The sequence below is a fragment of the Streptomyces sp. NPDC005195 genome (genome assembly GCF_040608315.1).
Taxonomy (GTDB): Bacteria; Actinomycetota; Actinomycetes; order Streptomycetales; family Streptomycetaceae; genus Streptomyces; species Streptomyces kaempferi.
The window spans coordinates 77,546-89,468 of record NZ_JBEXHZ010000017.1 but is presented as its reverse complement, the minus strand read 5'-3'; the positions used below and the strand labels follow the sequence as shown (position 1 = coordinate 89,468).

The 11,923-nt window shown below is 69.9% G+C and carries 10 protein-coding genes; 1 reads left to right on the top strand and 9 read right to left on the bottom strand.

The window, feature by feature from the left end; translation table 11 throughout:
* Positions 1–148: 148 nt before the first annotated feature.
* From ABZV34_RS19680 to ABZV34_RS19650, 7 genes are all read right to left on the bottom strand, one after another.
* Entirely contained in the window at positions 149–1,354 is a 1,206-nt protein-coding gene (locus tag ABZV34_RS19680; RefSeq protein ID WP_356277876.1) for an acyl-CoA dehydrogenase family protein, read from the bottom strand.
* Positions 1,355–1,356: 2 nt separating this feature from the next.
* Positions 1,357–1,884, bottom strand: a complete 528-nt coding sequence (locus ABZV34_RS19675) for a MaoC family dehydratase (protein ID WP_356277873.1) — start codon at positions 1,882–1,884, stop codon at positions 1,357–1,359.
* Between the two features lie 5 nt (positions 1,885–1,889).
* On the bottom strand, positions 1,890–2,855 hold the full coding sequence (locus ABZV34_RS19670; protein ID WP_356277870.1) for a CoA ester lyase: 966 nt from the start codon (positions 2,853–2,855) through the stop codon (positions 1,890–1,892).
* Positions 2,852–4,885 (bottom strand): methylmalonyl-CoA mutase family protein, encoded by a 2,034-nt coding sequence (locus ABZV34_RS19665; protein ID WP_356277868.1) that lies wholly within the window; start codon positions 4,883–4,885, stop codon positions 2,852–2,854. Before ABZV34_RS19665 ends, ABZV34_RS19670 begins: the two co-directional genes overlap by 4 nt.
* Before the next feature lie 9 nt (positions 4,886–4,894).
* The gene (gene ccrA / locus ABZV34_RS19660) at positions 4,895–6,232 is read right to left on the bottom strand and encodes a crotonyl-CoA carboxylase/reductase (RefSeq protein WP_356277865.1); all 1,338 of its coding nucleotides are present in this window, start codon (positions 6,230–6,232) and stop codon (positions 4,895–4,897) included.
* Between the two features lie 781 nt (positions 6,233–7,013).
* Positions 7,014–7,826 carry a TetR family transcriptional regulator gene (locus ABZV34_RS19655; RefSeq protein WP_356277862.1) on the bottom strand — a complete coding sequence of 271 codons (813 nt, stop codon included), beginning with the start codon at positions 7,824–7,826 and terminating at the stop codon, positions 7,014–7,016.
* A gap of 136 nt (positions 7,827–7,962) precedes the next feature.
* Positions 7,963–9,768, bottom strand: coding sequence for a 3-hydroxyacyl-CoA dehydrogenase family protein (locus tag ABZV34_RS19650; RefSeq protein ID WP_356277859.1), 1,806 nt, complete (start codon positions 9,766–9,768; stop codon positions 7,963–7,965).
* Positions 9,769–10,142: 374 nt separating this feature from the next.
* Between ABZV34_RS19650 and ABZV34_RS19645 the strand changes: the two genes are divergently transcribed.
* A complete protein-coding gene (locus ABZV34_RS19645; protein ID WP_356277856.1) occupies positions 10,143–10,712 on the top strand; it encodes an adenylosuccinate lyase in 570 nt (189 codons plus the stop codon).
* Between the two features lie 166 nt (positions 10,713–10,878).
* Here the strand turns inward: ABZV34_RS19645 and ABZV34_RS19640 are convergent, their stop codons facing one another.
* Entirely contained in the window at positions 10,879–11,451 is a 573-nt protein-coding gene (locus ABZV34_RS19640; protein ID WP_356277993.1) for a GNAT family N-acetyltransferase, read from the bottom strand.
* Between the two features lie 20 nt (positions 11,452–11,471).
* On the bottom strand, positions 11,472–11,870 hold the full coding sequence (locus ABZV34_RS19635; RefSeq protein WP_356277853.1) for a RidA family protein: 399 nt from the start codon (positions 11,868–11,870) through the stop codon (positions 11,472–11,474).
* Positions 11,871–11,923 lie beyond the last annotated feature (53 nt).

Sequence of the window (11,923 nt, the reverse complement as noted above, 5' to 3'; positions counted from 1 at the left end):
GAACGGGGGACGGCGGCTTTCCCGGGATCGTACCGGTCGGGGGCCACAACTGGGCAAGCCAGGAAGCCGAGTCGACGGCCGAAGAGTGTTGACGGGGTGTGATCTTCTTCTCGAAGAAAACACCCCGAACCAGGACATCCAACCCCGGCTAGCTCTGGAGTCGATACTCTTCGAGCAGTCGGCGCCCGATGATCATTTTCTGGATCTCGGCGGTACCTTCGCCGATCAGCAGCATCGGTGCCTCACGGTAGAGACGCTCGATCTCGTACTCCTTGGAGAAGCCGTAGCCACCGTGGATCCGGAAGGCGTCCTCGACGACTTCTTTGCAGTATTCGGACGCGAGGTACTTCGCCATCCCCGCTTCGAGGTCGTTTCGTTCCCCGGAGTCCTTTTTGCGTGCCGCGTTCACCATCATCGCATGGGCGGCCTCGACCTTGGTGGCCATCTCGGCCAGCTTGAACTGGATGGCCTGATGCTGCGCGATCGGCTTGCCGAAAGTGTGACGCTGCTGGGCATACGAGACACCCAGCTCGAAGGCACGCTGAGCGACACCGCAGCCACGGGCCGCCACGTTCACGCGGCCGACCTCCACTCCGTCCATCATTTGGTAAAACCCTCGGCCGGTGGCGCCGCCGAGGACCCGATTGGCCGGAACGCGCAATCCGTCCATGATGAGCTCAGTGGTGTCGACACCCTTGTAACCCATCTTGTCGATCTTCCCGGGGATCGTGAGACCGGGGCGGACCTCGCCGAAGCCGGGCTCCTTCTCGACCAGGAAGGTCGTCATCGACTTGTGCGGCGCCGTGCCCTCGGGATGGCCCTCGTCGCTGCGCACCAGCACGGCCACCAGAGTCGACGAGCCGCCGTTCGTCAGCCACATCTTCTGACCGTTCAGAACGTACTCGTCGCCGTCCCGGACCGCCTTGGACGAGATCGCCGACACGTCCGAGCCGAGCGCCGGCTCCGACATCGAGAACGCGCCACGCACCTCGCCCAGCGCCATCCGGGGCAGGAAGTGGTCCTTCTGCTCCTGGGTGCCGTGCTGCTTGATCATGTACGCCACGATGAAGTGCGTGTTGATGATGCCGGACACCGACATCCAGCCGCGGGCGATCTCCTCCACGCAGAGCGCGTACGTGAGGAGCGACTCGCCGAGACCCCCGTACTCCTCGGGGATCATCAGGCCGAACAGGCCCAGTTCCTTCAGGCCGTCGACGATCTGCTGCGGGTACTCGTCGCGGTGCTCCAGCTCGGTGGCTACCGGGATGATCTCCTTGTCCACGAAATCGCGGACCGTGGAGAGGATCTCCTGCTGGACGTCGGTCAGACCGGCGGTCTGGGCGAGTCGCGCCATGGCTACTTCTCCGTCTTCTTCTCCGCGGGTGCGGTCGGCTCCGGGCGGCCGGGCTGCTCGCCGCCGCGCTCCTTGATGTACGTCTCGGTGGGGACCATCACCTTGCGGCGGAACACGCAGACCAGCGTGCCGTCCTGCTTGTAGCCCCTGGTCTCGACGTGCACGATCCCGCGGTCGTTCTTGCTCCGGGAGGGCGTCTTGTCGAGGACGGTCGTCTCGCCGTAGAGGGTGTCGCCGTGGAAGGTCGGCGCCACGTGCTTGAGCGACTCGATCTCCAGGTTCGCGATCGCCTTCCCGGACACGTCGGGGACCGACATGCCGAGCAGCAGCGAGTAGACGTAGTTGCCCACGACGACGTTCCGGCCGAAGTCCGTCGTCCGCTCCGCGTAGTTCGTGTCCAGGTGGAGGGGGTGGTGGTTCATGGTCAGAAGGCAGAAGAGGTGGTCGTCGTACTCGGTGACCGTCTTGCCGGGCCAGTGCTTGTAGACCGCGCCGACCTCGAACTCTTCGTACGTACGTCCGAACTGCATGGTGCTCAGGCCTCCGGAGCTTCGAACTTGCTGGTGCGCCGCATGCCGGCCGCCCGGCCCTTGCCGGAGATCACCAGAGCCATCTTGCGGCTGGCCTCGTCGATCATCTCGTCACCGAGCATCGCGGAGCCCTTCTTGCCGCCCGCCTCGGACGTGTAGTACTCGTATGCGTCGAGAATCAGCTCGGCGTGGTCGAAGTCCTCCTGCGAGGGCGAGAAGATCTCGTTGGCCGCGGCGACCTGGTCCGGGTGCAGCACCCACTTGCCGTCGAAACCGAGGGCGGCGGCGCGCCCGGCGACCTCGCGGTAGCCCTCCTGGTTGCGGATCTGCAGGTAGGGGCCGTCGATCGCCTGGAGGTCGTGGGTGCGCGCGGCCATCAGGATGCGCATCAGGATGTAGTGGTACGCGTCCGCCGGGTACCCCGGGGGCTGCTCACCGACGACGAGCGACTTCATGTTGATCGACGCCATGAAGTCGGCCGGGCCGAAGATGATGGTCTCCACGCGCGGCGAGGCGGCGGCGATCTCGTCGACGTTCACCAGGCCCTTCGCGTTCTCGATCTGCGCCTCGATGCCGATCTTGCCGACCTCGAAGCCCATCGTCTTCTCGATCTGGGTCAGCAGCAGGTCGAGGGCCACCACCTGCTGGGCGTCCTGGACCTTCGGCAGCATGATGCAGTCCAGGTTCTGGCCCGCGCCCTCGACGACCGTGACGACATCGCGGTACGTCCACTGCGTCGTCCAGTCGTTCACCCGTACGACCCGCGTCTTGCCGGTCCAGTCGCCCTCGTTGAGGAACTTCACGATGGTGTGCCGCGCGTCGGGCTTGGCCAGCGGGGCGCAGGCGTCCTCCAGGTCCAGGAAGACCTGGTCCGCGGGGAGGCCCTGGGCCTTCTCCAGGAAGCGCGGGTTCGAGCCGGGCACCGCCAGGCAGGATCGCCGCGGGCGAAGGCGGTTGACGGGCGTGGTCATGCGGGGACCTCCAGGGGGTCGAGCTTGTTCGCTTTCCGGATCTCGTCGACGATACGGCCGATGATTCCCGTGATGTCGAAGTCCTTCGGGGTGAACACCGCGGCCACTCCGGCGGCGCGCAGCTGTTCGGCGTCCGCGTTCGGGATGATCCCGCCCGCGATCACCGGGATGTCGGCGGCGCCGGCCTCGCGCAGCCGTTCCAGCACGTCCGGCACCAGTTGGGCGTGCGACCCGGACAGGATGGACAGACCGACGGCGTGCACGTCCTCGGCGATCGAGGCGTCCACGATCTGCTCGGGCGTCAGCCGGATGCCCTGGTAGACCACCTCGAACCCGGCGTCGCGGGCCCGCACGGCGATCTGCTCGGCGCCGTTGGAGTGCCCGTCCAGACCCGGCTTGCCCACCAGGAACCGGAGCTTGCCCACACCGAGGTCGCGGGCGGTCTCCTCGACCCGGTGGCGCACCAGCGCCATGGCGGTGCCCTCCTCGGCGGTGACCGCGACGGGCGCCGAGGAGACGCCGGTCGGCGCGCGGAACTCGCCGAAGACCTCGCGCAGGGCTTCCGACCACTCGCCGGTCGTGACCCCGGCGCGGGCGCACTCCAGGGTGGCCTCCATGAGGTTGTCGGTGCCCTTGGCCGCCTCCTTCAGCCGCTCCAGCGCCTTGCAGGGGCGCGGGTGGTTGAACGGCGGCTGGTAGCGGGTGTCGCGCCACTGCTGGAGCGCGGCGACGACATGGGCCTCGACGGCCGGGTCGACCGTCTGGATCGCCGCGTCCAGGTCGGCCGTCAGCGGGTTGGGCTCCGTCGACTCGTAGATGTTGACGCCGACGATCTTCTCGGTGCCGCCCTCGATCCGGGCCCGGCGCTCGGCGTGCGAGGAGACGAGCTGCGACTTGAGATAGCCGGACTCGACGGCGGCCATCGCCCCGCCCATCTCGTCGATCCGGTCCATCTCGGCGAGCGACTCCTCCACCAGAGAGGCCACCTTGGTCTCGATGACGTGCGAGCCCTCGAAGATGTCCTCGTACTCCAGCAGGTCGCTCTCGTGGGCCAGTACCTGCTGGATGCGCAGCGACCACTGCTGGTCCCAGGGCCGGGGCAGGCCGAGCGCCTCGTTCCAGGCGGGAAGCTGCACGGCACGCGCGCGGGCGTCCTTCGACAGTGTCACGGCCAGCATCTCCAGCACGATCCGCTGGACGTTGTTCTCCGGCTGGGCCTCGGTCAGGCCGAGGGAGTTGACCTGGACGCCGTAGCGGAAGCGGCGCTGCTTGGCGTCCTGGATGCCGTACCGCTCGCGCGTGACCTCGTCCCAGATGCGGTTGAACGCCCGCATCTTGCACATCTCCTCGATGAACCGGACACCCGCGTTCACGAAGAAGGAGATACGGGCGACGACGTCACCGAACTTCTCCGCGGGCACCTGCCCCGAGTCACGGACGGCGTCCAGCACCGCGATGGCCGTCGACATCGCGTACGCGATCTCCTGCACCGGCGTGGCACCGGCCTCCTGGAGGTGGTACGAGCAGATGTTGATCGGATTCCACTTGGGGATGCGGGAGACCGTGTAGGCGATCATGTCCGTCGTCAGACGGAGCGAGGGCACCGGCGGGAAGACGTGCGTCCCCCGCGAGAGGTACTCCTTCACGATGTCGTTCTGTGTCGTCCCCTGGAGCGTGGTGATGTCCACACCCTGCTCCTCGGCGACGACCTGATAGAGCGCCAGCAGCCACATGGCGGTGGCGTTGATGGTCATCGAGGTGTTCATCTGGTCCAGGGGGATGTCCTGGAACAGCCGGCGCATGTCACCGAGGTGCGAGACCGGAACCCCGACCCGGCCGACCTCGCCGCGGGCGAGGATGTGGTCGGGGTCGTAGCCGGTCTGCGTCGGCAGGTCGAACGCGACCGACAGGCCGGTCTGGCCCTTGGCGAGGTTGCGCCGGTACAACTCGTTGGACGCCTCGGCCGTGGAGTGACCGGCGTACGTGCGCATGAGCCACGGCCGGTCCTTCTGACGCTGACGCTCTGTCATCTGTGGACCTCAGACGTTCCGGAAGCGGTTGATGGCGTCGATGTGCTGCGCGCGCTTCTCCTCGTCGCGCACACCCAGGCCCTCACGGGGCGCCAGGGTGAGCACACCGACCTTGCCCTGGTGGAGGTTGCGGTGCACGTCGTACGCGGCCTGTCCGGTCTCCTCCAGGGAGTACACCTTGGAGAGCGTCGGGTGGATCTTGCCCTTGGCGACGAGCCGGTTGGCCTCCCAGGCCTCGCGGTAGTTCGCGAAGTGCGAGCCGATGATCCGCTTCAGTGACATCCACAGGTAGCGGTTGTCGTACTCGTGCATGTAGCCCGAGGTCGAGGCGCAGGTGGTGATGGTGCCGCCCTTGCGGGTGACGTAGACGCTCGCGCCGAAGGTCTCGCGGCCGGGGTGCTCGAAGACGATGTCGATGTCCTCGCCCCCGGTGAACTCGCGGATGCGCTTACCGAAGCGCTTCCACTCCTTCGGGTCCTGGGTGGTCTCGTCCTTCCAGAACTTGTAGCCCTCGGCGTTGCGGTCGATGATCGCCTCGGCTCCCATCGACCGGCAGATGTCCGCCTTCTGCTCGCTGCTGACGACACAGACGGGGTTGGCACCGCCGGCGAGCGCGAACTGGGTGGCGTACGAGCCGAGCCCGCCGCTCGCGCCCCAGATGAGGACGTTGTCGCCCTGCTTCATGCCGGCGCCGTTCCTCGACACCAGCTGGCGGTACGCGGTGGAGTTGACGAGACCGGGAGCCGCGGCCTCCTCCCAGCTCAGGTGGCCGGGCTTGGGCATCAGCTGGTTGGACTTGACGAGGGCGATCTCGGCGAGGCCGCCGAAGTTGGTCTCGAAGCCCCAGATGCGCTGCTCGGGGTCGAGCATCGTGTCGTTGTGGCCGTCCGAGGACTCCAGCTCGACCGAGAGGCAGTGCGCGACGACCTCGTCGCCGGGCTTCCAGGAGTTCACGCCGGGGCCGGTGCGCAGGACCACGCCCGCGAGGTCCGAGCCGATGATGTGGTAGGGCAGGTCGTGGCGCTTGGTGAGCTCGCTGAGCCGCCCGTAGCGCTCCAGGAAGGCGAAGGTCGACATCGGCTCGAAGATCGAGGTCCACACGGAGTTGTAGTTGACCGAGGAGGCCATGACGGCCACCAGGGCCTCGCCCGGCCCGAGCTCCGGCACCGGCACGTCGTCCAGGTGGATCGACTTGCGGGGGTCCTTGTCGCGGGTGCTGAGCCCGGCGAACATCTCCGTCTCGTCCTTGTGCACGGTGATGGCACGGTAGGACTCGGGGAGCGGAAGAGCGGCGAAGTCGGCGGACGTGGAGTCCGGCGACTGGATCGCGTCCAGGATTTCCTTCACGGTGTTGCCTCCGGCGATACGCGTCCGAGGGAAGACGCTGAGGGTTACGTCGGTGCTGCTGCTGAGGTGAGGGGTGTGCCGTCGGTTCGGCGGAGGTGGTGCTGTGGCAGCGCTTTGTCGGCGCGGGAGGGTGCCTGTGACGCAGGCGTCCGGGCGCGCTCACCAGTGGTGTGCGGGGACAGCCGGCGTACGAGGGATCTCTGCACGCCGGCCGCCCGGACAACATCAACGTATGGCACACCGTGCCACCTGGCAAGGCACGGAGTGCCATCAGTTGCGCTCAGGTGAAATCTTTACGTAACACGTGAGCGATGATCGATCAGACTGGCCGATGATCGATCAAAAACCGCAGCTCGGAGGGGGTGCGGCGAGCGGCCGTGGGCGGGGTGGCGAGTGCCGGGAAGTGGCGGGGAGGTGGCCGGAGGGGTGGTCCGGCGGGGGCGGAGAGCGGCCCCGGTGGGCACGGGGAGTGCCTTGGAGGGGCTGAGAGTGCCACGAACGGGCCGGGGGAGTGCCGGGAGGGAATGCCCGGGAGGGAGCGTCCCCGGGCGGGTGGCGACGCGGTGTTCGCGGAGCCACGGTCCGGCGGGTCGGGGGCAGGGGGCGCGGGTCCGGTCCGGGCTCTGTCGCCGCGTCGGCCGCCGTGCGCCGCGGGCGGCTCCCGCTTCCTGCCCTCCGCCGATCGGGTGACGGAGTCATGGGTCACGGATCACCGGTCAACGGGTCGGTGGGGCGTGGGCCGAAGGCGGCCGGACCCCTGCCAGGGCGTCTGCCGCAGGCCCTACGGGCGGTCGCGCAGCGCCTGCTCGATCGTCCGCATCACCTGGTCGAGCGGGGCGTCGACCCGGGCCACGGTCACCAGGACGTCCCCCTCCGTGAAGGAGGACGCGGGCGCCGTACGCGGCGCGGCGTCCCGCCCGGCGCCGATCCCGGTCCCGAACGTCCTGCGGACGATGGAGAAGGCGTGGTCGAGCTGGGCCTCCACGTCCCCCTGGCCGCCGGCCCGCAGCCAGCGCCGCAGGACGTGGTTGTGCGCCGTGACCACGGCGGACGCGGCGACCTCCGCGAGCAGCGGATCGTCGTTGGCGTCGTCGTCGTGGGCATGCTCGTCGAAGTGGCCGAGGAGGTAGCGGGTGAAGAGCCGCTCGTACCGGGCGACGGAGGCGATCTCGGCCTCCCGGAGCGTGGGCACCTCACGGGTCAGTTTGTAGCGCGAGACGGAGATCTCGGGCTGGGCCGCGTACATCTTCATGACTTCCTTGATGCCGCGGCACACCGTGTCGAGCGGGTGCTCGTGCGCGGGCGCCGCGTCGAGGACCGCCTCGGCGCGGATCAGGGTGTCGTCGTGGTCGGGGAAGATCGCCTCTTCCTTGGAACGGAAGTGGCGGAAGAAGGTGCGGCGGGCGACCCCGGCCCGCGCCGCGATCTCGTCGACCGTGGTCGCCTCGTACCCCTTGGTCGCGAACAGCTCCATGGCCGAGGCCGCCAGTTCCCGTCGCATCTTGAGCCGTTGCGCGGCGGCGCGACCGCCCGCGGCACTCTCCGGTGCGTCGGGCGTGGCCGGTGTACGTGAGGACTTGGCGGGCTGGGACATGACCCGAACGTACTGCATCTGCGCAGGAGAACGTGCAAGTCCGGGGATCCCCCCACCCTCGACGGGCGGGGGGTCTCCGGTCGGGTCGAGCAGTCCGCCCCAGTCGGCGCTGTCCACGGACCGGTCGCCGGGACGCTCAGCGGCGGGCATATTCGCGGAAGCCGCGCCCCGTCTTGCGGCCGAGGCAGCCCGCGGCCACCAGATGCTCCAGGAGCGGCGCCGGGGCGAGGCCCGGGTCGCGGAACTCCCGGTGCAGCACCTTCTCGATGGCCAGGGAGACGTCCAGGCCCACCACGTCGAGGAGTTCGAAGGGCCCCATCGGGTACCCGCCGCCCAGCTTCATCGCGGCGTCGATGTCGTCGAGCGTCGCGTAGTGCTCCTGGACCATCTTGATCGCGTTGTTCAGGTAGGGGAAGAGCAGGGCGTTCACGATGAATCCGGCGCGGTCGCCGCAGTCCACCGGGTGCTTGCGGATCTTCTCGCACAGCTCGCGGACCGTGCTGTGCACGTCGTCCGCCGTCAGCACGGTCCGGACCACCTCGACCAGCTTCATCGCCGGGGCCGGGTTGAAGAAGTGCATGCCGATCACGTCCTGCGGGCGCGAGGTGGCACGGGCGCAGGCCACGACGGGCAGCGAGGAGGTGGTGGTCGCGAGGATCGCGCCGGGCTTGCAGACCTTGTCGAACACCGCGAAGAGCTGCTGCTTGACCTCCAGGTCCTCGGCCACCGCCTCCAGGGCGAGATCGACCTCGGCGAAGGAGTCGTACGAACCCGCCGGGATGATCAGGTCCAGGGTGCTCGCGGCGGCCTCGGCGGTCATCCGGCCCTTGTCGACCGACCGTGCCAGCGACTTGCCGATCCGGGCCTTGGCGGCCTGTGCCTTCTCCTCGGAGCGGGCGGCCAGGACGACTTCGTACCCGGCCTTCGCGAAGACCTCGGCGATGCCGGACGCCATCGTTCCGGAGCCCGCGACGCCGACCGAGCGCACCGGACGGCCGGCGGTGCCGGGGCCGCCGGAGAGCGGCGTCAGCGCGTCCCGCACGACGCTCGCGCTGCCGGGAGCCTCGTAGGAGTAGAAACCGCGCCCCGACTTCCGTCCGGACAGGCCCGCCTCGCTGAGCTGCTTGAGGATGGGCGCGGGGGCGTGCAGCCGGTCCTGGGACTCGGTGTACATGGCCTCGAGCACCGTACGGGCCGTGTCGACGCCGATCAGGTCGAGCAGGGCGAGCGGACCCATGGGCAGGCCGCACCCGAGCTTCATCGCGGCGTCGATGTCCTCGCGGGAGGCGTACTTCGCCTCGTACATCGCCGCCGCCTGGTTCAGGTAGCCGAACAGCAGTCCGTCGGCGACGAAGCCGGGGCGGTCGCCGACCGCGACGGGCTCCTTGCCGAGGTCGAGGGCGAGGTTGGTGACGGCGCTGACCGCCGCGGGCGCGGTCAGTACCGAGGAGACGACCTCGACGAGCTTCATCGCGGGCGCCGGATTGAAGAAGTGCAGGCCGAGGACGCGCTCGGGGTGGGCCGAGTCGGCGGCCAGACGCGTCACGGAGAGGGCGTTGGTGCCGGTGGCCAGGATGGTGTCCGGACGCACGATGCCGTCCAGCGCGCGGAGGACCTGCTGCTTGATGTCGTACGACTCCGGGGTCACCTCGATGACCAGGTCGGCGTCGGCCGCGGCCGTGAGGTCGGTGGAGGTGCGGAAGCGGCCGAGGATGTCCTCGCGCTCCTGCCCCGTGAGGCGTTCGCGCCGCACGGCGCGGGCGGTGGAGGCTTCGAGCGCGGTGACGGCCTGGACGGCCGCGGCCTCGCTGATGTCTATGCCGACGACGTCGCGGCCGGCCCGGGCGAGGACCTCGGCGATGCCGGTGCCCATGGTGCCGAGGCCGACGACGGCGACGGTCTGGAGAGGGGACAGAGGGATGTCGGACTGGGGAGCGGCCATCGCGGGTCTCCAGATGAGGGTGACGACTGAGAAGGGCACGCGGGTGCGCCGAGGAGCGCACGGGGTGCGGAGCATTGCGGGTGGTGCCGGGCTGAGGAGCGCACATGCCCGGAGCCGTCCGGGCCGGGGAGCACGCGAGGGCGTACCCGGTGAACGGTGAAGCCGACCGGCTCTGTCCCGGAGCCATGTCGTACTGCGGTGCCTGAAGCACCGAACCGACTGCTCTCACGGCGGCTGCGTCACCAGGCCGCCCTGAGGAAAACGCGAGTGGGTAACTCGCTCGTCTGAGCTTAACCCGCCGGTAACGAGCGCGCCAGCCCCTGAGTTCGTGATGTACCTCCCCACGTCCCGGAGCCGCATCTAGGCTCGGCGACATGGACGAGGAGTTGCGATCACTCACGGAGCGTTTACGAGTCGAGGCGGGGGCCTCGCCGGCGTACGACCGACTCGTGGCGACCGATGACCTCGACGTACTGGCGGCGGCGCTGACCGAACCGGGGCAACCACTGTGGGCGCGGGAGGTGGCGGCCTTCCGGCTCGGGACGGCCGGCGACGGGCGGGCCTTCGAGGCGCTCGTCCTGCTGCTCAACCACCGCGAGCCACGGCGCTGCGCGTCCGCGGCGTACGCCCTCAAGCGCCTCGGCGATCGGCGTACGGCCCGTGCGGCGGCCGCGCTGGCCACCAACGAGCTGCGCGTCGCCTACGCGCTGCACCCGGTGCGGCTGCTGGTCGAGCTGCGCGCTCCCGAGGCCGTACCCGCGCTGATCACCACGCTGCGGCGCAGGCTGCGCCCGCACGATCCGTACCGCGCCGTCGCCCTCGCCTGCGTGCGGGGGCTGGGCGTGCTGGGCGACGTCCGCGCGGGACCCGTACTGAACGACGCGCTCGCGCATCCGGTGCTCGCCGAGGAGGCGGTGCGCGCGCTGGCGCGGCTGCCGGAGTGACGCGTGCCCCGCCGCGGCCCGCTCACCTGCCCGGCGCGCGCACCCGGCTGACACCCCCGCGGTCCGCTCCCGCCCGCCGGTGGGAAGGGCTGGGGGCGGGTGGCGGTCGAACCGGCGAGGACATCCCGGGGGGCCGCATTCCGGGTGGCTCCGCCGTCCGACCGCGTCAGACCGCGGAACCGTCCGCGCGGGCGGGGGCACCGGCATCGGTGCGAGCCGGGGTGGGCGGAGGGACAGGGGTGTCGGTGAGCGCACGGACGTAGCGGACCTCGGGCACCTCGACGCCGCCCGCCTCGAACGGCTCCTCGGCGCCGTCGGGGCCGAATCCGGCGTGCTCGTAGAACCCGCGCGCCCCCGTGTTCTCCTTGACCACCCACAGCAGCATCCGCTCGTACCCGGCGGTGGCACAGCGCTCGGCCGCCTCCCGCAGCAGTGCGCGACCCACCCCGGCCCCTGTCCGGTCGGGGTCGACGTAGATCGCGTACAACTCGGCGTCCGTGGCCCGGACTTCGCCGTCCCGGCACGGGCCGTGGCAGGCCCAGCCGACCACCTCGCCCGCCTGCTCCGCGACCAGGTTCACCACCGCGCCGCCGCCCTGCCCGAAGTGCCGGCGCCGCCCCGCCGCGTCCTCCTCCGTGCTGAGCGCGTCGAGGTACGGCTGGGGCATCAGGCCCCTGTACGCGGCCCGCCAGCCGCGGACGCGGATCTCCGACACCCGGTCGCAGTCCGCGAGGGTCATCTCCCGGACCCGGACGCCGCTCACCCGCCCAGCACCGCGTAGGCCTCGATCTCCATCAGGAACTCGGGGCCGACCAGGGCCGCGACCTGGACCGCGGAGGCGGCCGGCAGACGGTCCGCGGGTATGTGGGCGTCCCGGGCGGCGCGGATGGCAGGCATATGGGCCATGTCCGTGACGAAGAAGGTGAGTTTGACGACGTCGTCGAAGGTCGCGCCCGCGGCGGCCAGGCAGCGGCGCAGGTTCTCGAAGACCTGACGGGCCTGCGCGGCCGGGTCGCCCTCGCCGACGAGCCTGCCGTCCTCGTCCAGGGCGAGCTGTCCCGAGACCGCCACGAGGCGGCCCGTGCCGAGGACGACATGTGAGTACGCGGCGGCGGGGGCGACTCCGTCGGGGGCGGAGAGGCGGGTCAGTTCACTCATGCGTCCATGGTGGACCATGGGTGTGACAACGCCCCCGACGGGCGTCCGGGTGT